The 24,571-nt window shown below is 73.5% G+C and carries 21 protein-coding genes; 8 read left to right on the plus strand and 13 right to left on the minus strand.

From position 1 onward, the window contains the following. Positions 1–306: 306 nt before the first annotated feature. Positions 307–4,518 carry an FkbM family methyltransferase gene (locus tag ABD223_RS34305; RefSeq protein WP_344040892.1) on the minus strand — a complete coding sequence of 1,404 codons (4,212 nt, stop codon included), beginning with the start codon at positions 4,516–4,518 and terminating at the stop codon, positions 307–309. A gap of 11 nt (positions 4,519–4,529) precedes the next feature. Next, positions 4,530–5,873, minus strand: coding sequence for a glutamine synthetase family protein (locus tag ABD223_RS34310; protein ID WP_344040893.1), 1,344 nt, complete (start codon positions 5,871–5,873; stop codon positions 4,530–4,532). Between the two features lie 150 nt (positions 5,874–6,023). On the opposite strand from ABD223_RS34310, the gene ABD223_RS34315 reads away from it, so the two are divergent. Both ABD223_RS34315 and ABD223_RS34320 read left to right on the plus strand, forming a co-directional pair. Beyond that, complete coding sequence (locus ABD223_RS34315) at positions 6,024–6,674, plus strand: LppX_LprAFG lipoprotein (protein ID WP_344040894.1); 651 nt, start codon at positions 6,024–6,026, stop codon at positions 6,672–6,674. Positions 6,675–6,679: 5 nt separating this feature from the next. Next, positions 6,680–8,200 (plus strand): MFS transporter, encoded by a 1,521-nt coding sequence (locus tag ABD223_RS34320; protein ID WP_344040895.1) that lies wholly within the window; start codon positions 6,680–6,682, stop codon positions 8,198–8,200. Here the strand turns inward: ABD223_RS34320 and ABD223_RS34325 are convergent. Together ABD223_RS34325 and ABD223_RS34330 are read right to left on the minus strand one after the other, a co-directional pair. Continuing rightward, a complete protein-coding gene (locus ABD223_RS34325) occupies positions 8,181–8,666 on the minus strand; it encodes a hypothetical protein (RefSeq protein WP_344040896.1) in 486 nt (161 codons plus the stop codon). The two genes, ABD223_RS34320 and ABD223_RS34325, sit on opposite strands and share 20 nt — an antisense overlap. A gap of 207 nt (positions 8,667–8,873) precedes the next feature. Then, positions 8,874–10,589 (minus strand): NAD+ synthase, encoded by a 1,716-nt coding sequence (locus tag ABD223_RS34330; protein WP_344040897.1) that lies wholly within the window; start codon positions 10,587–10,589, stop codon positions 8,874–8,876. 72 nt (positions 10,590–10,661) lie between these two features. On the opposite strand from ABD223_RS34330, the gene ABD223_RS34335 reads away from it, so the two are divergent. Both ABD223_RS34335 and ABD223_RS34340 read left to right on the plus strand, forming a co-directional pair. Then, on the plus strand, positions 10,662–12,224 hold the full coding sequence (locus ABD223_RS34335) for an alpha/beta hydrolase (protein WP_344040898.1): 1,563 nt from the start codon (positions 10,662–10,664) through the stop codon (positions 12,222–12,224). Positions 12,225–12,260: 36 nt separating this feature from the next. Next, positions 12,261–12,776 (plus strand): hypothetical protein, encoded by a 516-nt coding sequence (locus tag ABD223_RS34340; protein WP_344040899.1) that lies wholly within the window; start codon positions 12,261–12,263, stop codon positions 12,774–12,776. Here ABD223_RS34340 and ABD223_RS34345 read toward each other — a convergent pair. Continuing rightward, positions 12,736–13,560, minus strand: a complete 825-nt coding sequence (locus ABD223_RS34345) for a helix-turn-helix transcriptional regulator (protein ID WP_344040900.1) — start codon at positions 13,558–13,560, stop codon at positions 12,736–12,738. The genes ABD223_RS34340 and ABD223_RS34345 overlap by 41 nt on opposite strands. A gap of 119 nt (positions 13,561–13,679) precedes the next feature. Between ABD223_RS34345 and ABD223_RS34350 the strand changes: the two genes are divergently transcribed. Further along, on the plus strand, positions 13,680–14,429 hold the full coding sequence (locus ABD223_RS34350; RefSeq protein ID WP_344040901.1) for an SDR family oxidoreductase: 750 nt from the start codon (positions 13,680–13,682) through the stop codon (positions 14,427–14,429). A 72-nt stretch (positions 14,430–14,501) separates the two neighbouring features. Here ABD223_RS34350 and ABD223_RS34355 read toward each other — a convergent pair whose 3' ends face one another. Beyond that, positions 14,502–15,524, minus strand: a complete 1,023-nt coding sequence (locus ABD223_RS34355; protein ID WP_344040902.1) for a TetR/AcrR family transcriptional regulator — start codon at positions 15,522–15,524, stop codon at positions 14,502–14,504. Between the two features lie 65 nt (positions 15,525–15,589). Here ABD223_RS34355 and ABD223_RS34360 point away from each other — a divergent pair, with 65 nt between their 5' ends. Then, positions 15,590–17,293 carry a right-handed parallel beta-helix repeat-containing protein gene (locus tag ABD223_RS34360; RefSeq protein WP_344040903.1) on the plus strand — a complete coding sequence of 568 codons (1,704 nt, stop codon included), beginning with the start codon at positions 15,590–15,592 and terminating at the stop codon, positions 17,291–17,293. On the opposite strand, the gene ABD223_RS34365 is transcribed toward ABD223_RS34360, so the two are convergent. Further along, the gene (locus ABD223_RS34365) at positions 17,271–17,630 is read right to left on the minus strand and encodes a VOC family protein (RefSeq protein ID WP_344040904.1); all 360 of its coding nucleotides are present in this window, start codon (positions 17,628–17,630) and stop codon (positions 17,271–17,273) included. The two genes, ABD223_RS34360 and ABD223_RS34365, sit on opposite strands and share 23 nt — an antisense overlap. A 124-nt stretch (positions 17,631–17,754) precedes the next feature. Between ABD223_RS34365 and panB the strand changes: the two genes are divergently transcribed. Both panB and pip read left to right on the plus strand, forming a co-directional pair. Continuing rightward, positions 17,755–18,609 (plus strand): 3-methyl-2-oxobutanoate hydroxymethyltransferase, encoded by an 855-nt coding sequence (gene panB, locus ABD223_RS34370; protein WP_344040905.1) that lies wholly within the window; start codon positions 17,755–17,757, stop codon positions 18,607–18,609. 82 nt (positions 18,610–18,691) lie between these two features. Next, positions 18,692–19,630, plus strand: coding sequence for a prolyl aminopeptidase (pip, locus tag ABD223_RS34375; protein WP_344040906.1), 939 nt, complete (start codon positions 18,692–18,694; stop codon positions 19,628–19,630). Positions 19,631–19,774: 144 nt separating this feature from the next. Here pip and ABD223_RS34380 read toward each other — a convergent pair whose 3' ends face one another. The 6 genes from ABD223_RS34380 to ABD223_RS34405 all read right to left on the minus strand — a co-directional run bounded on the left by ABD223_RS34380 (position 19,775) and on the right by ABD223_RS34405 (position 24,570). Beyond that, the gene (locus ABD223_RS34380; RefSeq protein ID WP_344040907.1) at positions 19,775–20,581 is read right to left on the minus strand and encodes a helical backbone metal receptor; all 807 of its coding nucleotides are present in this window, start codon (positions 20,579–20,581) and stop codon (positions 19,775–19,777) included. Beyond that, entirely contained in the window at positions 20,581–21,249 is a 669-nt protein-coding gene (npdG, locus tag ABD223_RS34385) for an NADPH-dependent F420 reductase (RefSeq protein WP_344040908.1), read from the minus strand. Before npdG ends, ABD223_RS34380 begins: the two co-directional genes overlap by 1 nt. 12 nt (positions 21,250–21,261) lie before the next feature. Then, a complete protein-coding gene (locus ABD223_RS34390) occupies positions 21,262–22,683 on the minus strand; it encodes an RNB domain-containing ribonuclease (protein ID WP_344040909.1) in 1,422 nt (473 codons plus the stop codon). A 53-nt stretch (positions 22,684–22,736) separates the two neighbouring features. After that, positions 22,737–22,925, minus strand: a complete 189-nt coding sequence (locus tag ABD223_RS34395; RefSeq protein WP_344040910.1) for a hypothetical protein — start codon at positions 22,923–22,925, stop codon at positions 22,737–22,739. A gap of 64 nt (positions 22,926–22,989) precedes the next feature. Beyond that, a complete protein-coding gene (locus ABD223_RS34400; protein WP_344040911.1) occupies positions 22,990–23,556 on the minus strand; it encodes a hypothetical protein in 567 nt (188 codons plus the stop codon). A 12-nt stretch (positions 23,557–23,568) separates the two neighbouring features. Beyond that, complete coding sequence (locus ABD223_RS34405; RefSeq protein ID WP_344040912.1) at positions 23,569–24,570, minus strand: C40 family peptidase; 1,002 nt, start codon at positions 24,568–24,570, stop codon at positions 23,569–23,571. Position 24,571: the final 1 nt, after the last annotated feature.

Raw genomic sequence — 24,571 nt, forward strand, 5'->3', positions numbered from 1 at the left:
GTCTTACCGCGGTTCATTCCGGGGCTTTGTGTTTCCGGTGTTTCGCTTGTGTTTGAAGCTTAGCTCGTTCGTTTTCGCGGTGTCAAATCGGCCGGTTTCGGCTTCCTCGGCTCCACGACGTCCTGAAACGCGCTTCGCATTCAATTTGTTTCGTCTTCCAGACCCGAGGCAGCGCGCTGTGCTGCTTATTCGCTTCTGGGAGCTTGACGCCGCAGAACTCTACCCGGCCCGATTCGCGGTGTCAACCGCTCGTTCCGGGGTCCTTGCTGGCGACTCGGTAAAAGTTACTCATGACCTTCGCCCAAGTCAAATCGCCTGGTCAGCGGGCTGCCGGAGCGGCTTCGCGAGTTGCTGGGCCGGGCTCTTGGGCGCCACCGGCCGGGGACGCAGCCACAGCGGGATGGTCCGCAGGCCCTCCATCGCGGCCACGATCTGCTCCGGCGACGCCGCCTCGCGGGTGGCGACCGGCACCAGGTCGTAGCCCCAGATCCGGAACTCCTTGAGGACCGTGACCGGATCGTCGCCGAAGCCCTGCGTCGCCGAGGCCGAGAACTCGATGAACACGTGCGGGCGGTCCCGGCGGAGCAGCCGCACGAGTCCGGCCAGCGCGCGGTGACCGCGACCCGGCGCGTCGACGCGGACGACCGAGAGCTTGCGGCCCTGGAGGTCCGGCACCGCCTCCAGCTCCTTGTCGAGCCGGGTGGCGCGGACCTTCGCGACGTCCTCCGGCGCGTCCTCGGGCACCGGCGCCACCGACACCCCGCCGGTCAGGGCGGGCTGGGTGACCAGCTCCCCGCTGCTCTCCCACGCGGCCGCGTCCACCAGGACCAGCTGCCGGGCGACGCGCTCGGGCAGGTTGACCTCGACGTTGTGCTTGAGCAGCGCCCGCGCGGACGGGCACGGCTCGACCGCGACCACCGCGCCGCCCGCGCCGAACCGGCTGAGCATGCGCACGGTCTGGTAACCCACGTAGGCGCCGACGTCGAGGAAGATCCCGTCCGGCTCGACGACCTCGTCGATCAGCGCCGACAGCCCCGGTTCCCACACGCCGTTGCTCGACAGCAGCGGCAGCATGAACGCGTCGTCGGACGGCAGGCGCAGCAGGCCTACGTCGCTCAGCACCAGGGAGCTGCGCGGCACCGCGTCGCTGTGCCGCTCGTGCTCGCGGACGACCACCCGGCGCAGGGCGTCGGCGGTCTGCTGGGCCTGGTTGGCGGCGCGCAGCCCGGCGTCGAGCCTGGTGTCGCGCTCGCGCAGCACGTCGACGACCTTGGACTCCAGCGAGTCGATGCGGTCGAGGGTGCGTTCGAGGGCGACGGTGAGCTTGTCGATGCGGTGGGCGAGCGCGTCGCCCTGCTTGGCGCGCCTGCCGGCCTCCGCGACCAGCGCGTCCTCGATCTCGCGCAGCCTGCGGCCCTGCCCGGCCATGTCCGCGCGGACCCGGACCACGCCGTCGTCGACGCCGACGAGCTGGTCGGCGAGGTGGCCCTGGTTCTCGGCGTGCTGCTCCAGCTCGGCGCGCAGCACCTCCAGCTCGCCCAGGCCGATGCCGGTGGAGATGTCGTCCTGGCGGCGCACCAGCTCGGACACGGTCCGCTCGACCCCGTCGACGAGGGAGCCGAGCACGTCGCGCATGTGGTTGTCGTAGTGGTCGAGCACGCGCAGGACCACCTTGCGCAACTGCGGCGCCATGGGCGTGCGGCTGGCGACGCCCACGTCGGGCTGGCGCAGCAGCGCGTGCTTGGCCGAGTGCAGCGCGGTCATCGGGTCGACGGTCGGCGCGGTCTTGGGGCGGCGGGCGCGCCAGGTCCGGTAGGCGTGCTCGACGCGTTCGCGCAGGACCTCGCCGACCACGGCGGTGCCGCGGGTGGCGCGGACGCGCTCACGGCCCTTGAGGCCGATGGCCTCGGCGGCGGCCCCGTCGGCGGCGATGGCGCGCAGGAGCTTGGCGGCGGCCTGCACGTCGGGCTCGACGCCCTGGCGGCACGGCACGAAGATCACCGAGTTCTTGTCGAACAGCTCCGCGACCGCGCCGTGCTCGGAGGTGAGGATCGGGGTGCCCGCGGCCGCGTGCGCGCCGAGGGTGTGGGCGATCCGGTCGTCCGCGCCGCCGCGGTGGAGCTGGACCAGGCAGTCGACGTGGCCGAGGTCGTCGACGAGTTCGATGCGCGGGTCGGCGGCGGTGGCGAGGCGCAGGCGCTCGGCGGCCTCCGGGTGGGTCCTGGCGTTGCCGACCTCGATGCGGAGGGTGATGTCCGAGCGGTCGGGGAACGCGGACAGGAACGCCGAGACCGCGCCGAGGACGTTGCCCTCGCGGTCGACGGCGTGGTCGGCCACGGCTCCGAAGATCACGCGATCGTGCGATTCGGGTTCGCGCGTGTCGACCTCGGCCACGGGCAGCGGGAGGACGCGGGCGACCGGGCCGCCCTGGCGCTCGCGGGCGGCGCGGGTGGTCTCGGAGGGGACCCAGACCTCGTTCGCGCCGCCGGGCTGCTCGTCGTCGAGGAGGTAGTCGACGACGAAGCGGCTGTCCGGGACGGGTTGCCTGGTGCCGACGCGCACCACCACCGGGTAGCCGGCGGTGGTGGAGGTGGGCAGGCCCGAGGCGCGGGCGGCGGCGTGGACGAGCTGCGCGACCGGGCCGGAGCCGAGGACGGTGACGCCGAGCTGGTCGTGCAGGACGGGCGCTTCGGCGCGCGACCTGGGCACGGCGGCGGCGGGCAGGCGGCCGGACGCCACGCCGGCCCCGGCGCACCAGTCGCGGAAGGCCTTGGCGTCCTCGCCGAACGGGTCGGGGAACTGGGTGCGGAGCGCGGGGTCGGACCGCCAGAGCGCGGCGGCCCAGCGGGTGCTGCCGGGCAGGTCGGGCACCGGTTCGCAGGCCCAGGCCACGAACGCCGCGCCGCCGTCCGGGCCGAAGGCCGGTGGTGGGGTGGGGATCCGGCCGGCCGGGGGTGCTGGGGTGTCCGACGGGGTGGCGCCGGTGGCGGGAACCGGGTCCTCGTGCGCCGGGACTCCGGCGGCAGGGTCCTCCACGGCGGCGTCTTCGGACGACAGGTCTTCGGCGGCGGGAGCTTCGGCAGGCGAAGTCTCGGCAGGCGAAGTCCCGGCAGGCGGAGCCTCAGGAGCCGGAGCCTCGACGGAGGTCGCAGCCGCTTCCTCGGCGGGCGCTTCCTCGGCGGGCGGGGTGTCGGCGGGCGCTTCCTCAGAGGGCGAGGTGTCGGCGGGCGCTTCCTCAGAGGGCGAGGTGTCGGCGGGCGGGACGTCGGCCGCGGGAGGGCGCGGGGTGGGCTGCGGGCTGCCGTTGGCGTAACCGTTCACCTGGCCGTTGACGTGGCCGTTGATCGGCGCCCACGCGGAGTCGGTCGCCTCGGCGGGCTCCTCAGCGGGCCCCTCGACAGCGTCTTCCCCGGCGGCATCTCCCCGGGCGGCGTCTTCCCCGTCAGCGGCCTCTTCCCCCGCCCGCTCCGGCGCCACCGGCGCGGTCCAGGCCTCGGTGCCGAAAGCCGAACCGGGTTGGGCGCGGGCCGCTTCGCGGTAGTCCGCGCGCAGCTCGTCCGGGATCGCGGTGCCGTCCGCCAGCTGCCCGAAGCCGTAGCGCACCCGCTGCGGCGAGTGGCCCTTGCGGATCAGGTCGGCGCGGTACGCGGTGCACAGCTCGGCCAGGTGCGGGTGCTCGGACAGCAGCACGCGCGGCCGGTCGGCGAACTCCGCCGACAGCAGCCACGGCCGCTGGGGGTCGAAGCCCGCGAAGTGGACGCTGCGCAGCGGTTCGCCCAGCGTGGTCAGGGTGCCGTCGTCCTGGCGGTGCAGGACGCGCTGCGCCGCGTTCCACGCCGACAGCCCCACGGTCGCGTTGCGCAGGACGTGCAGGTTGACCAGGGCCGGGGCCATGTCGAGCACGGCCTTGGTGGCGTCCGGCGCGCGGCGCAGCTGCTCGGCCAGCGAGCGGAGGAACGGCTCGGCGCCCGGCGCCACCAGCAGGAACCCCGGGTCGAAGACGCCGGTCTCCAGCAGCTCGGCGGGGGTGGGCCGCAGGCCGTCGTCCGGCAGGGGCCGCAGGGACCTGGGCAGCAGGACCAGCGGTCCGCGCCCGACGGCGTCCAGGACCAGGTCCGTCAGCGGACGCAGGACCTTCACCCACGGGTCCAGGTACAGCACCGGCACGCCCTGGCCCAGCAGCTGCTCCAGCAGCACGGGCCGCAGCAGGCCGCACAGCTGCGCCGCGGTGCAGCCGGTGGCCAGCTCGGCCAGCTCCTCGGCCGGCACGCCCAGGTCGGCCGGGGTGACCAGGCCGGGGCCCGAGTGCTCGGGCAGGGCGTCGACCACCAGGGCCAGGAACCTGGCCTCCGGGTGGGCGGCCAGGAACGAGCTGGACAGCACCTTCACCGCGGGCAGCTCGGCGGCCTTGGCCACCGTGCACGCGATGAACGCGGGACGGGTCTCCGATCGGGCGGGCACCTCGGTCACGGTCTGCAAACCTAGCTTCTCCGAGTGCTCGGTGCGCACCACCCGCACGGGAGCTCCCCTCACAGGACCGGCAGCAGGGTGCGCAACTCGTACGGCGTCACGCTCCGCCGGTACGCGTCCCACTCGGTGCGCTTGTTGCGCAGGAAGAAGTCGTACACGTGCTCGCCGAGCGCTTCGGGCAGCAGTTCGGAGTTCTCCATCTCGGCCAGCGCCTCGCCCAGGTTCTGCGGCAGGTTGTCGTACCCGGCCGCGCGCCGCTCGCGATCGGTCAGCGACCACACGTCGTCCTCGGCGGGCGGCGGCAGCTCGTACCCCTTCTCGATGCCCTTCAGGCCCGCGGCCAGGATCACCGCGTACGCCAGGTACGGGTTGCACGCCGAGTCCAGGGACCGGATCTCCACCCGGCGCGACGAGGACTTGCCCGGCGAGTACATCGGCACGCGCACCAGCGCCGACCGGTTGGCGTGGCCCCAGCACACCGCGGTGGGCGCCTCGCCTCCCACGATCAGGCGTTTGTAGGAGTTCACCCATTGGTTGGTCACGCCGGAGATCTCGCGGGCGTGCTTGAGCAGGCCGGCGACGAACATCTTGCCGGTGTCCGACAGCTGGTAGGGGTCCTCGGCGTCGTAGAACGCGTTGCGGTCGCCCTCGAACAGCGACACGTGCGTGTGCATCCCGCTGCCCGGCTGGTCGGTGAACGGCTTGGGCATGAACGAGGCGCGCACCCCCTGGGTGATCGCGACCTCCTTGATGACGTAGCGGAACGTCATCACGTTGTCGGCCATGGTCAGCGCGTCGGCGTAGCGCAGGTCGATCTCCTGCTGGCCGGGCGCGCCCTCGTGGTGGCTGAACTCGACCGAGATGCCCATGGCCTCCAGCGCCTCGATGGCGTGGCGGCGGAAGTGGGTCGCGGTCTCGTGGCTGGTCTGGTCGAAGAACCCGCCGTTGTCGGCGGGCACCGGCTCGCCCCCGTCGTCGGGCAGGCTCTTGAGCAGGAAGAACTCCATCTCCGGGTGCACGTAGCAGGTGAACCCGGCCTCGCTGGCCCGCGCCAGCGAGCGGCGCAGCACGTGCCTCGGGTCGGCCCACGACGGCGAGCCGTCCGGCATGGCGATGTCGCAGAACATGCGGGCGGAGTAGTGGTTCTTCTCCGCGGTGCGCCAGGGCAGGACCTGGAACGTCGACGGGTCGGGCTTGGCCACCATGTCGGACTCGTACACGCGGGCGAAGCCCTCGATCGCCGAACCGTCGAAGCCGATGCCCTCGTTGAAGGCGCCTTCGAGCTCCGCCGGGGCGATCGCGACGGACTTGAGGAAGCCCAGGACGTCCGTGAACCAGAGCCGGACGAACCGGATGTCGCGTTCCTCTAGGGTGCGGAGCACGAACTCCTGCTGGCGGTTCATGGCACGAAGCCTAGGTAAGAGCGGCCGGGTCCGCGTGGCCGCCTCGCCGGTACGCACCTGCCCTGTCGCACCCCGCGAGCTTACCCGCAGGTCAAGGGCTTCCGCCCGTGACGGCCCGTGCGCGGCGGGCGGTGGCTCTACGATCTGCCCATGTTCCCTCGACGCGCCCTGGTCGGGTCGCTCCTGCTCGCCCTCGCGGCCGGCTGCACCTCCTCCGGTGACGGCGGCGGGCTGCCGGCCGGGTCCGAGGTGCTCGACGGGGCGTCCTCGGGCATGAAGTCGGTGAGCAGCACGCACTTCGTGATCAAGGTGGACGGCGAGCTGCCGGACGTCACGGTCAAGGACGCCGAGGGCGACCTGAACGCCGACGGGCAGTCCCGGGGGCGGGCGAAGGTCGAGCAGTTCGGCCAGCTGATCGAGGTCGAGTACGTGCTGGTCGACCAGGACCTGTACTTCAAGGGCCCGACCGGCGGGTTCACCAAGCTGCCCGCGGCGCTGGCCGGCCAGGTGTACGACCCGACCGCGATCCTCGACCCCGAGCGCGGCGTGGCCAGGGTGCTGGCCGAAGCGCGCGACGAGAAGACCGTGAGCGCGGACGGCGGCGTCACGGTGGTCGAGGCGACCGTGCCGCGGGACGTCGTGGCGGGCCTGGTGCCCGGGATCGACGCGGACGTGGCGTCCCGGTTCTCGGTGCGCGAGGACAGGCTGGTGAACGCGGTGTTCACGCTGCCCAGCGGTGCGGAGGTCACCATCGACCTGTCCGACTTCAACGAGCCCGTCTCCGTTTCCGCGCCGGAGTGAGCGCGGTGGGTCACCCCGGGTCGCGCCGGTTGGCGATCGGCGCCGGGGCCGGCGCGGTGCTGCTGGGCGCGCTGGACGCGTACGTGGTCGTCGGCGTGCTCGTCGACATGGTCCGCGACCTGGGCATCCCGGTGAACAAGCTGGAGCGGGCCACCCCGGTGGTGACCGGGTACCTGCTCGGGTACGTGGCGGGGATGCCGCTGCTGGGGCAGCTGTCCGACCGGTTCGGGCGGCGGCTGGTGCTGCACGCGTGCCTGGCCGGGTTCGCGCTCGGGTCGGCGGTGACCGCGCTGGCGGGCGACCTGCCGCTGCTGGTGGCCGGGCGGGTGGTGCAGGGCCTGGCGGGCGGCGCGCTGCTGCCGGTGACGATGGCGCTGGTGGCGGACCTGTGGTCGGCGGAGCGCCGGGCCTCCGCGCTGGGCGTGGTCGGCGCGGCGCAGGAGCTGGGCAGCGTGCTGGGCACGTTGTACGGCGTCGGCGTGGCGTCGCTGTTCAACGCGTGGTCGGTGTTCGAGTCGCTGGAGCCGCAGAGCTGGCGGTGGGTGTTCTGGGTGAACCTGCCGCTGGCGGTGGTGGCGTCGGTGGTGGTGCAGCGGACCGTGCCCCGGTCGGCGCGGGCGGGCGTGCGGGTCGACTTCGTCGGCGGCGGGCTGCTGGCGCTGTCGCTGGGCCTGGTGGTGGTCGGGCTCTACAACCCGGACCCGTCGCGGGCGGTGCTGCCGCCGTGGGGCTGGCCGGTGCTGGGCGCGTCGGTGGCGGTGTTCGCCGCGTTCCTGTGGTGGGAGCGGCGGTCGCCGGTGCGGCTGCTGGACCCGGCGGGCGTGCGGTGGCGGCCGTTCCTGGCGTCGCTGGGCGTGTCGCTGGCGGCGGGCGCGGCGCTGATGGTGACGCTCGTGGACGTGGAGCTGTTCGCGCAGACGGTGCTGCGGCGCGACTCGGCGGCCGCGGCGGCGATGCTGGCCAGGTTCCTGGTCGCGCTGCCGGTGGGCGCGCTGGTCGGCGGGTGGTCGGCCGGGCGGGTCGGCGACCGGTGGGTGTCGTTCACCGGGTCGGCGGTCGCCTGCGCGGCGTACCTGCTGATCGCGCGGTGGCCCGCCGACGTCACGTCGTTCGTGGTCGGGCGCGACCTGGCGGTGGCCGGGTTCGGGCTGGGGCTGGTGATCGCGCCGGTGTCGGCGGCGGTGCTGCGGGCGGTGCCCGCGGCGGAGCACGGGGTGGCGTCGGCGGCGGTCGTGGTGGCGCGGATGACCGGGATGCTGGTCGGCGTGTCCGGGCTGTCGGCGTGGGGCCTGCACCGGTTCCGGGAGCTGACCGCCGACCTGGACACGCCGCTGCCGTTCGGGGTGTCGGCCGAGGAGTTCGCCGCCGCGGCGGCGGCCTACGAGCGGGCGCTGACCGACGCCCTGCTGACCGAGTACCACGAGATCTTCCTGATCACGGCGGTCGTCTGCGGGGTCGGCGCGCTGGTGTCGCTGCTGCTGCCGCGGGCGGCGGACCGGGCCGGGGTCACTCCTCGCCGGCGGTGATCACGACGTCGCCCTCCTTGATGGCCTTGCCCTTGACGTCGTCGCCGGGCTTGTCGCACTTGTCGGGGGCTTCGTTGGACGGCACGCCGTAGGCGCTCAGCTCGTCGGTCGGCTCGCCCTCGCCGGTCGGGCCGTTGTCGCGCACGAAGAACTGGCGGTGGGTGCCGCCCTCGCTGCCGACGTCCTTGATCTTGAAGATGGCGGCGTTGCCGACGACGTTGACGCAGGTGACGCCGCCCAGCCGCTCCTCGACGCCCTCGGCGGTGTTGCGGAACAGCGCGAACCCGGTCGGTTTCCCCCCTTCGCCCTCGACGGGGAAGACGGCGAAGCCGAAGCCCGTGCCCAGCGCGCTGGTGCCGCTGCCGCCGACGAACGCGGCCTCCGCGGGCGCCGCCTCGCCGGGGGCCTGGAGCAGGAGCGTGGTGAGCGCGGTGGCGGCGGTGAGCGCGCCGACCTTCTTCAGCATGACGTCCTCCCGAGGAGCTCGACCGGTCGCGAACCCTGTTGTGCCAGGTCACGGGCTCGCGGGCTCGACACTGTCAGAGCGGTCGGGAACGACGTCGCGGCGCGGGCGGCAAACCACCCGATGGTGTGCCGTCCCTCCTCCCGTCCCCACCCGCTTTGACAGAGCGGAAGGGCAGGGACGGAAGAAGGAGGTCAGGAGATGCGAAGGTCAGCCCTCGCGCCAGCCGCTCGTGATCGGCAACCGGCGGTCGCGGCCGAACGCCTTGAAGGTGATCTTGGTGCCCGGCGGGTACTGGCGGCGCTTGTACTCGGCCCGGTCCACCATCCGGAGGACCTTGTCCACCAGTTCGTGGGAGAAGCCCATGGCGATCAGGTCCCGATACCCCTTGTCGCCCTCGACGTAGTCGTCCAGCACCGAGTCCAGCAGCTCGTAGTCCGGCAGCGAGTCGGTGTCGACCTGCCCCGGCCGCAGCTCGGCCGACGGCGGCTTGCTGATCGAGTTCTCCGGGATCGGCGGCAGCTCGCCCAGCTTCTCGGCCTCCGCGTTGCGCCACCGCGCCAACGCCCAGACCAGCGTCTTGAGCACGTCCTTGATGGGCGCGAAGCCGCCGACCGCGTCGCCGTAGATGGTCGAGTAGCCCACGGCCAGCTCGGTCTTGTTGCCGGTCGCCAGCACCAGGTGCCCGTGCTGGTTCGACAACCCCATCAGGGTCACGCCGCGGCACCGGGCCTGGACGTTCTCCTCGGCCAGGCCGGTCAGGCCCAGCTGGTCGACGAACACGTCCACCATGCCGCCGATCGGCTGCTCCGAGTAGCGCACGCCGGTGCGCTGCGCCAGGTCCTCCGCGTCGGACTTCGAGTGGTCCGACGAGTACGCCGACGGCATCGACACGCCGTGGACGCGGTCGGCGCCCAGGGCGTCCACCGCCAGCGCCGCCACCACCGCCGAGTCGATGCCGCCCGACAGGCCGAGCACCACCGACTGGAAACCGTTCTTGTGCACGTAGTCGCGCAGGCCCGTGACCAGCGCGTACCACACCTCGGCCTCGTCGGGGAGCGGCTCGGCGGGCGCGGGCGCGGGCAGCGGCTCGTAGGCGGGCAGCGGGTCCTCGGACAGGGTCCGGCGGCGCACGGCGAACCCGGCGAAGGAGCCCTCCTCGCGGGACGCGCCGCCCGGCAGGTCGAGGTCGAGCACCACCAGGTGCTCCACGAACTGCGGCGCGCGCGTGACCAGCGCGCCGTCCGCGGTGACCACCATCGTGTCGCCGTCGAACACCAGCTCGTCCTGGCCGCCGATCAGGTTGACGTACGCCAGCGGCGCCTTCGCCTCGGCCGCGCGCCGCGCCACCAGCGGCAGGCGGGCGTCGTCCTTCTTGCGCTCGTAGGGCGAGGCGTTCGGCGAGACCACCAGGTCCACGCCGGCGCGCCCGAGCGCGGCGACCGGGCCGCCGTCCTGCCAGAGGTCCTCGCAGATGACCATGCCCACTTCGAGGCCGTGGACGCGCACCACGTCCAGCTCCTCGCCCGGCGTGAAGTAGCGGCGCTCGTCGAACACGCCGTAGTTGGGCAGGTGGTGCTTGTGCTGCCGGGCGGCGACCCGGCCGCGGTGCAGCACGGCGGCGGAGTTGCGCATCCCCGCGGCGTCGCGGTCCAGGTAGCCGACGAACACGGCGAGCTCGCCGCACCCGGCCTCGTCCAGCGCCCCGGCCAGTCGCACCAGGGCGTCCTTGGACGCCTCCGCGAACGACTCGCGCAGGGCCAGGTCCTCCACGGGGTACCCGGTCAGCGCCATCTCGGGGAAGACGGCCAGGTGCGCCCCGGCCTCCACGGCCTTGCGGGACCAGTCGACGACGAGTTCGGCGTTGCCGGCCAGGTCGCCGACACAGGCGTTGACCTGGGCGAGGGCGAGTCGGAGCTGTGGCATGGGGGCATTCTCGCTCACCCGACGCGCCGGCGGCGGGCGTTGTGGCCGACGAGTCACACCTACGATCGACACGTGCGCCGATCCCCCCTCCTGCTCCTGGTCCTGCCGGTCCTCGCCTCCTGCACGTCGGTGGTGGCCGGTTCACCCGGGGCGGGGACCGCGCTGGAGCGGAGAGGGCCGGCCGGCGCCGTGCCCGCCGGGCTGGAGCGGTACTACGGCCAGCAGCTGGCCTGGGAGGACTGCGACGACTACGCCACCACCGGCGCCTCGATCACCCTCCTGAAGGGCCGGCCGGAGTTCGAGTGCGCCCGCCTGGAGGTGCCGCTCGACTACACCGAGCCCGAGGGCGAGGTCGCCCGGATCGGCCTGCTGCGGCAGGCCGCGAGCGGTGAGCGCACCGGGTCGCTGCTGGTCAACCCGGGCGGTCCGGGCGCGTCCGGGATGACCGCCGCCGCGAGCCTGGCCACCTCGATCCGCTCGTCGCCGGTGGGCGAGCGGTTCGACCTGGTCGGCTTCGACCCGCGCGGGGTCGGCGCGAGCGAACCGGCGGTCCGGTGCCTGACCGACGCCGAGCGCGACGCCGAGCGGCTCGACGTCGACGCGGACACCTCGCCGGCGGGCATCGCGCAGACCGAGGCGGAGAACCAGGAGTTCGCCCGGAAGTGCGCGCAGGCCAGCGGCACGGAGCTGCTCGCCAACGTCGGCACCCGCGACGTGGTGCGCGACCTGGACGTGATGCGGTCGGCGCTGGGCGACGAGAAGCTCACCTACCTGGGCTACTCCTACGGCACCCAGATCGGCTCCCAGTACGCCCAGGAGTTCCCCGGCAACGTGCGGGCGCTGCTGCTCGACGGCGCGGTGGACCCGAAGCAAAGCCTGGTGGACTCGCTGGTCGCGCAGGGCGCCGGCTTCCAGAAGGCGTTCGACGCGTTCGCCGCGTGGTGCGCCCAGCGGCCCGACTGCGCCCTCGGCGCCGACGCCTCGAAGGCCAACCAGGCGTTCCGCGACCTCACCGTGCCGCTGGTCCAGCGGCCGGTGCCGGCCGGCGACCGGCAGCTGTCCTACACCGACGCGACCTACGGCGCCATCAAGGCGATGTACTCGGAGGAGCTGTGGGCGCCGCTGAACACCGGGCTGACCGAGCTGAAGGGCGGTCGCGGCGACGTGCTGATGCTGCTCGCGGACGCCTACTTCGACCGCGACCAGCAGGGCCGGTACGGCTCCGTCAACGACGCGTTCACCGCGATCAACTGCGTGGACCAGGCGCCGACGACCGACCGGGGCGCGCTCGCCGACCTCGCCCGCCGGTACAAGGAGGCCGCGCCGTTCCTGGACGACGGGCAGCCCGCGGCGGCGGTGCTGGACACGTGCGCGTTCTGGCCCGTGCCGCCGACCGCGCAGGAGCCCGAGCCGGTGTCCGGGCTGCCCCCGGTGCTGGTGGTGTCCACGACCGGCGACCCGGCCACGCCGTACGACGCGGGCGTCAGCCTCGCCCGTGAGCTGGGCGGCGGGCTGCTGACGTTCGAGGGCAACCAGCACACCGTGTACCTCCAGGGCAACGCGTGCGTGGACGCGGCCGGGCACGCCTACCTGGTCGACCTGGCGCTGCCCGCCGAGGGCACGCGCTGCTCCTGAGAGCGTTCCGAGGCGCCGCCGACCCACGTCTTCCGCGTGACGAAGCACGACCCCGCCGACCGGGACGAGCACGGCCGGTCCCGGGGTCCCGGGGACGCGGTCGGCGACCGCGGTCCGGTGGAGGCGGCGTACCTGGACGCGTTGGCCGCCTTCGCCCGGGAGAGCGGGGTGGAGGAGCTGACCGTCCGGGACGCCGAGGTCCACGGCCTCGTCCCCTCCGACGCCGAGCCGGCGGAGGAACCGCACGGCCTGCCCGGCCTGTTCCCACCCGACCTGACCGGCTACCACGACGGCGCGCGGGTCCCGGTCGCCGTGGGGCTGGAGCTGGTGCGGGTGATGCTGCGGGGTGGGCGACGCCGACGCCGTGCTGGTCGTGTCCGTCCTGGAGGACGGGGATCGCTCGCTGCTGACCGGCGTCCTGCCCGATCCGGACGGCGTGCTGCGGGCCCGCTGGGCGCCCTGACCCGGCTCGGGGCTCGGCTCGGGGTGCCCCGCTCAGGTCTGACCAGGCTCAGGCGTCGACCGACGCGCTCCAGCTCGCCAGCAGCTTGAGGCGCTCCTCGGACGGCGAGCCGACGCGGGCGGTGTAGACCGCGAGGGTCAGGTCCGGGTCGCCGGACGGCTTCAGGGCCTCGTAGTCGAGGTCCAGGTCGCCCACGACCGGGTGGTGGATCAGCTTGGTGCCGTGGGTCTTCTCCATGACCTTGTGCTGCGCCCACAGCTTGCGGAACGTCTCGTCCTTCACCGCCAGCTCGCCCACCAGCGCGGCCAGCCGGGCGTCGTCGGGGTAGCGGCCCGCGTCCAGGCGCAGGAAGGCGACCATGTCGGCGGCGACCGTCGGCCAGTCCCGGTAGAACGTGCGGGCCTCGGGGCTCAGGAACGTGTGCCTGGACGAGTTGAGGTCCTCGGGGCGCGCCTCGTCGAAGCCGTACAGGGCTCCCGCCAGGGCGTTCCACGCCAGCACGTCCGACCGGCGGCCCATCACGAACGCGGGCACGTCGCCGACCATGTCCAGCAGCCGCCGCAGGCCGGGGCGCACGCGCTGCGGCCCCGGGCGCTTGACCGGCGTGGGGCGCACGAGGTTGCGCAGGTGGGAGCGCTCGGTCTCGTCCAGGCGCAGGACGCGGGAGACCGCGTCGAGCACCGAGTCGGAGACGGACGGGGTGCGGCCCTGCTCCAGGCGCATGTAGTAGTCCACGCTCACGCCGGCCAGCATCGCCAGCTCCTCGCGGCGCAGGCCGGGGACCCGCCGCCGGCCACCGGCGGGCAGGCCGACGTCGTCGGGGCGCACCCGGGCCCGGCGGGTGCGGAGGAATTCGCCGAGGTCGTGGTTCACCCCTCCAGTATGGGTGCGCCGGCCCTGCCCAACCTGGGTACTGGCAGACCCAGGGAACGCGGTACCGGGGTTGAGCGGTGCCTCTCGTAACAGGTCCGACCAGGGCCAATGTTGTTGCCATGACCTACGACCTGAACAACCGCACCGCTGTTGTCACCGGCGCCGCGAGCGGCATCGGCGCCGAGATCGCCCTCGTCCTGGCCAGGTCCGGGGCGAAGGTCGCGCTGCTGGCCCGCCGGGCCGAGCGGCTGACCGAGCTGGCCGCGAAGATCGAGGCCGAGGGTGGGCGCGCGCTCGCGGTGTCGGCCGACGTCACCCAGGACCTCACCCCCGCCGTCGAGGCGGTCCACGCCGCGTTCGGACCGGTGGACCTGGTGGTCAACAACGCGGGCGTCATGCTGGCCAACCCGATCACCGCCGGCCGCGACGACGAGTGGCGGCGGATGATCGACACCAACGTCACGGGCCTGCTCAACGTGACCCGGGCGTTCACCGACGACCTGGTGGCCGCCGGGCGCGACGGTGTCGCGGACCTGGTGAACATCTCGTCCGTGGGCGCGCACAGCACCTTCCCCACCTACGCCGTGTACACCGCGACCAAGGCGGCGGTGACGCACCTGTCGGCGAACCTGCGCACCGAACTCGGTCCGCTGGGCGTGCGGGTGACCAACGTCGAACCCGGCCTGGTCAGCTCCGAGCTGGGCGACCACATGGACAACCCCGACGTGGACGCGCACCTGGCGGCGTGGCGGGAGCAGGTGCCGCCGCTGCACCCGGCCGACATCGGCGACGTGATCGGCTTCGCGACCAGCCGACCCAAGCACGTGAACCTGCGGCAGCTGATCGTGCTGCCGACCGTGCAGGTCTGATCTGGGCCGATCTGATCTGGGCAGGTCCAGGGGACTTGATCCAGCAGACCTGATCGCCTCGGGGCCCGTCGACTACCGGTCGGCGGGCCCCGGCCTGCGTTTGCGGTAGGCGCGCTGCTGGCAGGCGCGGGAGCAGTACGCGCGCGGCCGTCCCGACGCCGGCTGGACCACCGGCCCACCACACACCTGACAGGTTTCATCACGCTTTACATCACGCTTTTCCACGAGCAACTCGATGCCGTCGAGCACGCGGGCCAAGCCGAACTCGAACGACTCCGGCTGGTCGAACCCGCCCGCCTCCCACAGCCCGGTCAGCACCGGGTAGCGGTCGAACCTGGCGAACAGCGAGTCGCGGGCGCCCCACCACTCGTCGTCGCCGACGCCGGTGCTGCGCTCGGCCCGCACCGCGTCCGCGAGGGCACGCGCCTCCGCGTCCAGGAAGCGGCTGAGCAGCCCGACCGACGCGACCACCTCGGCCGGGGCGAGGTCGGTGCCGGCCAGGATGCCGAGGGCGTGCTCGTAGTGGGCCAGCGCGTTCGGGCCGGGCACGCGGCGGTTGACGGGCACCTCGGCCAGCCACGGGTGCCGCCGGCGCACCTCCCAGCCCCGCCTGGCGAACGCCTCCAACCCAGCCCGCCAGCCACCCGGATGACTCGGATGACCCGGATGACCCGGATGACCCGGACCACCATCGGACCTCCCGGCCTGCGGCCCCTCACCTTCCAACCCGCCGTCCGGCTCGCCGCCACCCGACCCACCACCGGCCGGCTCGCCGCCAAGCGGCCCGCCCTCGGGGCGTTCGCCACCGCCGATCTCGGCAGCACGAGCCCCACCCTCGCCCACCCCGTCCCCCGGCAGCTCACCCAGCACCGCGTCGCACATGAGGTCGACCAGGTGATCGCGGCCGGGCACGTGGCGGTAGAGCGACATGGTGGTGAAGCCCAACCGCTCGGCCACCTTGCGCATCGACAGCCCGGCCAACCCCTCCTCGTCGGCCACCGCCACGGCCGCGCCCACGATCCGCGCCAGGTTCAGCGCAGGCCGCTCACCCCACAGCAGCTCGACGCCGAGATCCGGGTCGCCTGCTTCTCCCATCCCACACCTCCGGCGGTCATGATATACATCCCTCTTGTTTATGCCGTAAACAGACAGGAGCCGTCATGGCCGAGTTCTACGTCTCCCCCACGGGGGACGACGCCGCCACGGGCACCGCCACCCGGCCGTTCGCCACCCTGGAGCGCGCCCGGCGGGCCGCCGAGGAGGCGGGCGGCGGGGTCGTGCTGCTCAGGGCGGGCACGCACCGGCTCACCGGGCCGCTCCGGTTGACCGAAGCCGACTCCGGGGTCGTCTACCAGGCGTTCGGCTACGGCACCGACGCCCAGGAGGAGGTGGTGGTCAGCGGCGGGCGCGAGGTCGACGGGTGGCGCGAGCGGGACGGCGTGCTGCTCGCCGACGTCGGCGACCTGGTCACCCGGCACCTGACGGTGAACGGCGGGCGGGTCGAGCGCGCGGGCGTCGACGGGCTGCCCGGTCAGGTGCGCCGCACCGACACCGGTTACGCCACCGACGCCCCGCTGGACTGGGTCGACCACGCGGGCGTGGAGTTCGTGCACCGGGGCGTCTACCCGTGGACCGAGGCCCGGCTCGCCGTCGCCGCGCTCGACCGGGACGGGGACTCCACCGCGATCACCATGGCGCAGCCCGCCTTCGGCTGGTCCCTGGAGGTCTACCGCTCCGAGTGGGAGGGGCAGGTGACGACCGGTCCGGACGCGCCGACGCGGGTGGAGGGCGATCCCTCGTTCCTGGCCGAACCGGGCACCTTCGCCCTGGACCGCTCGCGCCCCGGCCACCACGTCCTGCACTACCTGCCCCGCCCCGGCGAGCGGGTGCGCGCGGTCGTGCCCGCGCTGGAGGTGCTGGTGCACGCCGCCGGCGTGCGGGACGTGGCCTTCCGCGGCCTGGTGTTCGCCGACACGACGTGGCTGCGGCCCGGCGGCGAGCGCGGGTTCCTGCACTACCACGCCAACGGCTGCTACGACGGCGGCGCGATCGGGAAGGTCGTGGTGGGCGAGGGCGCGTGGCTGACCGTGCCGGAGGAGCAGGTGCAGGTCCCGGCGGCCGTGCGGGTCGACGACGCCGCCGGCGTGCGGTTCGAGGGCTGCCGCTTCACCCGGCTCGGCGCCACCGCGCTCGGCGTGACCGGCGGCGCGGACGTGGTGGTGCGCGGCTGCGACTTCGACGACCTCGCCGCGTCCGCCGTCTCCGTGGTCGGCGCGCGGGACGTGCTGGTGGAGGACAACCTGGTGCGGCGGGCGGGCCTGGACCACGCCGGTTCGCCCGGTGTCGCGCTGCTCGACACCGAGCGTTGCACCGTGGCGAACAACGAGGTCCGCGACGTGCCGCACAACGGCATCGCCGCAGGTCCGGGACGCGGCACCCGCGTGCTGCGCAACCTCGTCACGGGCTCCATGGGCGCGTTGGCCGACGGCGGCGGGGTCTACCTGTCCGGTCCGCAGGGTGACGACGCCGACAGCGGGGCGCTGATCGGCGGGAACGTCATCGAGGACACCCGCACGCCGTACAACTTCGGCCTCTACACCGACTACGGGGCCACGTGGGTGGTGGTCGAGGGCAACGTGGTCGCCCGCGCCGACAACACCTCCGTGCTGCACGTCAGCCCGCCGCTGGAGCACGTCACCTACCGGGGCAACTTCTTCGACGCCGACCCGGTGGGCGCCGACACCGTGCCCGCCGGTGTCACCTACGAGGGCAACACCACGATCGCCGATCCGGCCGAGCTGGCCGCGGCGACCTCGGCCGTGCGGGCACGGGCCGGCCTGATCAGTCCTCGACGCGGCTCTTGAGCAGGCAGAACTCGTTGCCCTCCGGGTCCGCCAGCACGTACCAGTCCACGTCGTGCTGACCGACGTCGACCTGCTTGGCGCCGATCGCGAGCAACCGTTCGAGCTCGGCGTCCTGGTCGCGGTCGGTGGCGTTGACGTCGATGTGCAGCCTCAGCTTCTGCCGCTTGGACTCGCCGGCCGGCTCCAGGATGATCGTCGGGTAGTTGCCCTCCCGGCCGATCTCCAGGACGCCGTCCTCTTCGGTGACGATCTCGTAGTCGAGCACCTCGCACCAGAAGCGGGCGAGCGCTTCGGGGTTGTCGGAGTCCAGCACGATTTCGGTGATCCGGCACGCCATGACGTGTGAAGCTACTCGCACTCCTGGCACATTGCCTTTCGGCGGTGCCACCCTGGGCCTCGTAACCGTGCAACGACGCCCGGGGACCCGCGACGGAGCAGGCCCCGAGGGAGGACGGTCGAAAATGGCTTCCGCCGAGGTAACCGCCCCTTACGGGAACGGGGCAGCAGGCGCCCCGACTGGAAAGCGGGTGCGGATCCACCACCTCCAGGCGATGAAGGACCGCGGCGAACCGTGGCCCATGCTCACCGCCTACGACATGTACACCGCCGAGCTGTTCGACGAGGCCGGCATCCCGGTCCTGCTGGTCGGCGACTCCGCGTCCAACAACGTCTACGGCTACGACACCTCGCTGCCGGTGACCGTGGACGAGCTGATCCCGCTCGTGCGCGGCGTCACGCGGTCGGTGAAGCAGGCGCTGGTCGTGGCCGACCTGCCGTTCGGCTCCTACCAGGTGTCGGTCGAGCAGGCCGTGGCGACCGCCGTGCGGTTCATGAAGGAGGGCCGCGCGCACGCCGTGAAGCTGGAGGGCGGGCGGCACTTCGCGCCGCACGTCGAGGCGATCGTGCGGGCGGGCATCCCGGTCATGGCCCACATCGGCTTCACCCCGCAGAGCGAGCACCAGCTCGGCGGGTACCGGGTGCAGGGCCGCAACGACGCGTTCGACTCCGTGGTGGCCGACGCGCACGCCGTCCAGGGGGCCGGCGCGTTCGCGGTCGTGCTGGAGATGGTGACCGCCGAGGTCGCCAAGCAGATCACGCACGACCTGCGCATCCCGACCGTCGGCATCGGCGCGGGCCCGGACACCGACGCGCAGGTGCTCGTCTGGCAGGACATGATGGGCCTGCGGCGGGGCCGCGCGCCGAAGTTCGTGAAGCGGTACGCCGACATGGCGGGCCTGATGGTGAACGCGGCCCAGCAGTTCGCCGCCGAGGTCAAGGGGCACCAGTTCCCCGGACCCGAGCACACCTTCCACTGATCGCGGGCGGGGCCGCCCGGGACGCGGCGGCCCCGAACCCCGTGTGATCCACTTCGCCGCCGGCTGGGGCAGAGTGGGGACCATGTACCCCGAGATCGAGCCACACGACCAGGGCCTGCTCGACGTCGGTGACGGGAACCGCGTCTACTGGGAGGTGTGCGGCAACCCGTACGGCAAGCCCGTCGTGTTCCTGCACGGTGGTCCGGGCGGCGGCTGCACCCCGGCGCAGCGCCGGCTGTTCGACCCCGCCGCGTACCGGATCGTGCTGTTCGACCAGCGGGGTTGCGGGCGGTCGACGCCGCACGCGTCCGACCACGGCGCGGACCTGTCGGTGAACACGACCTGGCACCTGGTGGCGGACGTCGAGAAGCTCCGCGAGCACCTCGGCGTGGACCGGTGGCAGGTGTTCGGCGGGTCGTGGGGGTCGACGCTGGCGCTGGCCTACGCGCAGACCCACCCGGAGCGGGTGACCGAGCTGGTGCTGCGCGGCGTCTTCCTGCTGCGCCGCAAGGAGCTGGACTGGTACTACGGCGGCGGGGCCGGGTTCCTGTTCCCGGAGCGGTGGGAGCGGGTGGCGGCGCTCGCGCCCGACGGCGACGTGATCGGCACGTACGCGCGGCTGCTGAACGACCCGGACCCGGCCGTGCACGGGCCCGCCGCCCTGGCGTGGAGCGTGTGGGAGGCCTCGACGATCACCCTGCTGGAGCGGCCGGAGCTGGTCGAGGCGCACGCCGACCCGAGGTACGCGCTGGCGTTCGCGCGCATCGAGAACCACTACTTCCACCACCGGGGCTGGCTGGAGGAGGGGCAGCTGCTGCGCGACGTGGGCAGGCTCGCGGGGATCCCGGCGGTGATCGTGCAGGGCCGCTACGACGTGGCCACGCCCGCCGTGTCGGCCTGGGAGCTGCACCGGGCGTGGCCGGGCTCCGAGCTGGTGGTCGTGCCGGACGCGGGCCACGCCTTCGACGAACCGGGCATCCGGCGCTCCCTGGTCAACGCCACCGACCGCTTCCGCGCCTGAACACCTGTCCCGAACGCAGAACTCACCGGTCCTGAACGTACGACACGGTGGACCTGAACGTACGACTCGCGATGTCCGAGTGGAGGACACGCGATGTCCGAGTGGAGGACACGCGCAAAAACCGGCGTGTCCTCCGGTCCGGTGTTACGTGTCGTCCACTCCGGTCTGGCGAGTTGTGCGTTCGGGGTCTGCTAGTTGGGTGGTCAGGGCTGATTCCAGGGTTGGGCGGGCTGCTACCAGGGAGGGGCCGTACCAGGTCAGGTGGCGGCCGGAGACGTGGGCCGGGCGCAGGGTCGGGAAGAACTGGGGGCCGTCGGTCGGGGTGAAGGCGTAGGGCTCGTCGGGGAGGATCACGGCGTCCGCGCGCTGGAGGTCGGGCAGGGGCGGGCGCGGGTAGCGGTCGGGGTGGTCGGCGAAGGCGTTGAGGACGCCGAGCCGGCGCAGGACGTCGCCCGCGAAGGTGTCCCGGCCCAGGACCACCCAGGGCTTGCGCCACACCGGGATCACGGCCCGCGTCCACGGCGGGGTGACCTCGCGCCAGAGGTCCTCGGCCGCCGGCAGCCACGGTGGTTCCACGTCCCAGGTGGTGGCCAGGAGGCGGCGCAGCGAACCCAGGGCGGTCGGGACGGTGGCGGGCGCCTCGGTCACCCAGACGGGGATGCCGTCGGCGCGCAGCCGCGCCACGTCCTCGGGCCGGTTCTCCTCGCTGTTGGCCAGCACCAGGTCCGGGCGCAGGGCCAGGACCCGGTCCACGTCCGGGTACTTCGAGCCGCCGACCCGGGCGGCGCCCAGGTCGGGCGGGTGGGTGCAGTAGTCGGTGGCGCCGACCAGGGAGGTCGGGTCGAGGACCCCGGTGAGGACGGCCTCGGTGAGCGACGGCACGAGGCTCACCACCCGCCGGGGCCGGCCGGTCAGCGGCACCGGCTCGCCCAGGTCGTCGACGGGCGTCATCAGAGGCCGGTGATCCGCAGGCCGGCGTGGGTCTTGTACCGGCGGTTGATCGCGATCAGGTTCGCGGTGAACGCCTCCACCTGGTGGGCGTTGCGCAGCCGGCCGCCGTAGACGCCGCGGAACCCCGGCACGGTGTCGGCCAGCGCCCGCACCAGGTCCGTGGCCTCGCGGTCGTCGCCGAGCACCAGCACGTCCTCCTCGACCGACTCGACGGACAGGTCGGCCAGGGTCACCGCCGAGACGTGGTGGAACGCCGCCGTGACCCGAGACCCCGGCAGCAGCGCGGCGGCCTGCTGGGCGGCGCTGCCCTCGGGCACCGGCAGCGCGTGCGGGCCCTGCTTGTCGAAGCCGAGGGGGTTCACGCAGTCGATCACGACCTTGCCCGCCAGGGTGTCGCGCAACGACGCCAGCAGGTCGGCGTGCCCCTCCCACGGCACCGCGACCAGCACCAGGTCCGCCCGCGCCGCGCAGCCCGCGTTGTCCGCGCCGCTGACGTGCCCGACGCCGGTCGCCGCGCGCACCTCCTCGGCCGCGGCCTCGGCGCGCTCGGCGCCGCGGGACCCGATGACGACCTCCAGGCCCGCCTTGGCCCACCGCAGCGCCAGGCCCTTGCCCTGCGCGCCGGTGCCGCCCAGGACGCCGATGGTCAGCTCGCGAATGTCAGTCACCGGGCCATCACATCACACGCGTTCGAAGACGACCTTCCGGCGATCCGCGTCCGCCTCGACCAGCCGCACCCTGATCCACTCGCCCTCCGGCAGGTCCGGACCGGTGCAGCGGCCCATCACCGGCGGCTGCGCGACGAACACGTCCGCGGCGTTGCCGTCGGCGCGCAGCACGACCGCGTCGAACTCGTGGCCCACCCGGTCGGCCAGCACCCACGCCTCGACCTGGTCCAGGCACGCCCGGTCGACCTTGCCCGCCACCGCGTCCGAGCCGCCCATCAGCCCCGGCAGCTGCGGCAGCGCCCGCCGCAGCCACCCCGGCACGGGTTCGCCCGCGGTCACCGCCAGCACCACCTCGGTGGCGAACCGGTCCACCAGCCGCCGCAGCGGGGCGGTGACGTGCGCGTACGGCGCGCCCAGGCCCGCGTGCCCGATCACCTCCGGCACCTCGCCGTCGAACGCCGTGTACCCCGCGCCGCGCAGCAGCCGGGTCGCGTCCACGAACAGCGCCAGCGCCTCCGGCCGCGCCGGGTCCAGGCCCGCCAGCAGCTCCGCGGGCGTCGCGCCGTCCGGCCAGGGCACGCCCAGCGCCTGCGCGGACCGCCGCAGCTCCTCGACCGCGCCGTCGTCCGCGTCCGGCAGGGTCCGCAGCACGCCGACGCCCGCCTCCAGCATGATCTTCGCCGCGGCCATGCCGGTGAGCAGCGAGACCTCCGCGTTCCAGGTCTCCACGTCGGCGCGCGGCCGGATCACCAGCTCCCAGTCGCCGTCGCCGGTCGCCACGACCTCCTGCTCGGGCAGCTGGAGCTCCACCGCGCCGCGGTCGGCCGCCCGCGCCCGGCGCAGCCTGCCGAAGTCGGGCAGCGCCTCGATCGACGGGTGCGGCTCGCCCGCGTCGAACGACGCCTGCACGCCCCGGTAGTCGAACTGCGCGGTCGACCGCACCACGGCACGCCGCACCAGCACCTCGCGCGGCTCGCCGTCGGGGCCGCACTCGAACGTCCACAGCACCGCGGGCCGCGCCTGGCCGGGCAGCAGGCTCGCCGCGCCCTCCGACAGCACCGGCGGGTGCAGCGGCACGTTGCCGTCCGGCAGGTACAGCGTCTGGCCGCGCCGGCGCACCTCGGCGTCCAGCGCGCCGTCGGGTGCCACGAACGCGCCCAGGTCGGCGATCGCGTAGTGCACGCGGAAGCCGTCGCCGACCCGCTCCACCAGCAGCGCCTGGTCCAGGTCCTTCGAGCCGAGCGGGTCGATGGTCACCAGCGGCAGCGCCGTGGCGTCCTCGCGGTCGGCGTGGTCGACGTCCCCGGACACGGCCTGTTGCGCCTCGGCCAGGGCCGCGGCCGGGAACTCCTCGGGCAGGTCGAACTCGGTCCGGATGCCCCCGAAGTCGAGGCCGGGGTCCGACTCGGCGCGGACGGTGCGGATCACCACCATGGGTGCACCCTAGACCGGCGGACCGGCTCGGAGCCGGCGCGTCGGCCGGGAGTTCAGCGCTTGCCCCACTCCCGGTCGGACTCGTCCTCCGACTCGGTCCGCTGCCGCGCCAGGTCCAGCGCCCGCTGCGCGGTCGCCTCGTCCGGGTACGGGCCCATGCGGTCGGAGCCGCGGCAGCCCACGCCGTGCTCGACGGTGCGGTGGGTCAGGCAGTAGTACCACGCGTTCGGATCAGCAGCCATGGGACCAGGTTTCCACCCCGGTCCGGGATCCATGCGCAATTCCGCACCCGTGCGCGGCGCGGCGTCACGGCCGCCAGTGCGGCGGCGGCGCCTGCACGGGCAGCGGGCCCGACTGCGGGTAGGTCGGCTGCGGCGCCACGGACGGCTGCTGCACCATCGGCGGTTGCGGCATCCCGGGCGGCTGCGGGAAGCCGCGCGGCGGCGTGCTCTGGTTGGCGTTGGCGTGCTCGCCCGGGATCGGGTCGAGCACCGACACCAGCGCCGTCCGGTGCTCCGGGTCGGGGATCTTCTGGCCGCCGCGGTCGCGGTAGACCAGCTCGCCGTCCGAGTCGATCTCGACCAGCACGCCGACCTCGGCCAGCTGCTCCTCGTCCAGGTCGACCAGCCGCTCCCGCCGGGACGGCACCACCCGGTACACCGGCCAGCCCAGGTGGGCGTAGGCGCGGTGGAAGTCGGCCAGCAGGTGCGCCATCTGCTGCTGCCACGGCAGCGGCATCGCCTCCACCAGCGACCTCGGCAGCACCGCGTACTGCGCGTCGGTGCCCGGCGGCCGGGTGTTGAGGTAGTCCCGCGCGGGCGTGCTCGTCGCGGGCGGTCCGGCCGGTCGCTGGATCGGGTCGTGGTTGAACACCGTCGTGCCTCCCTACACGCCCGGCCGGACGGCCAGCGGCATCAACTCGTGGTAGTCCCAGTTGACCTTGCTGATCTTGACCACGTCGCCGGTCTGCGGCGCGTGGATGTACTCGTCGTTGCCCAGGTACATGGCCACGTGGTGCACGGTGACCGGCTGCGCCGGGTTGGTCGCCCAGAAGATCAGGTCACCGGCCTTGGCGTCGCGCACGGGCAGGTGCGCGCCGCCGGACACGTACTGGTCGTTGGCCACGCGCGGGATCTTCACGCCCGCCGCGGCGAACGCCTTGACCAGGATGCCGGAGCAGTCCCAGGCGTCCGGGCCGTTGCCGCCCCACAGGTACGGCTCGCCCAGCTGCTGCCGGGTGAACTCGATGGCGGTGCCCGCGGCGTTGGAGGCGAGCAGGAAGTCGCCCGCCGCCTCGCCGCAGCCGGCCGGGTCGCTGACGTCGCCCTCCTGGCCGATCAGGAACGCCGCCATGGCCTCCCACTTGTGGTAGCGGTCCGGGAACGCCGACCGCTCCACGTCCTGCGCCGAGTCGCCGGGCCGCTGCTCCTCCCAGTCGGGCAGCTTGAGCAGCACGTCGTAGAACTTGTTGATGGCGTAGTGGGGGTCCGTCACCTGCTGCGGCGTGCCCCAGCCCATCGACGGGCGCATCTGGAAGATGCCCAGCGAGTCGCGGTCGCCGTAATCCAGGCTGCGCAGGCCCGACTCGGTCATGCCCGCCTGGATGGCGATCTGCCAGGCCAGCGGCGGCAGCTGCCGCTCGCGGCCGATGGAGATGATGTTGGCGACGGTCGTGAGCTGGTCGTCGGCGAGCCGGTCGGCGTCGCCGCGGCCCTTCTCCTCGCCGCCGCCGGTCCACGGCCCGATGGACGCGTTGCAGCTCGCCATCCGGAACGCCGCCGCCCCTTCGGCCGGGGTGTTCTCCCGGATGACCGTCGACACCCCGTTGGTCACGACGACCACCACCACGGCGGCCACCGCGGCGACCGCCACCACGATCTTCAGCACG

Source organism: Saccharothrix xinjiangensis (genome assembly GCF_039527585.1).
Classification (GTDB): Bacteria; Actinomycetota; Actinomycetes; order Mycobacteriales; family Pseudonocardiaceae; genus Actinosynnema; species Actinosynnema xinjiangensis.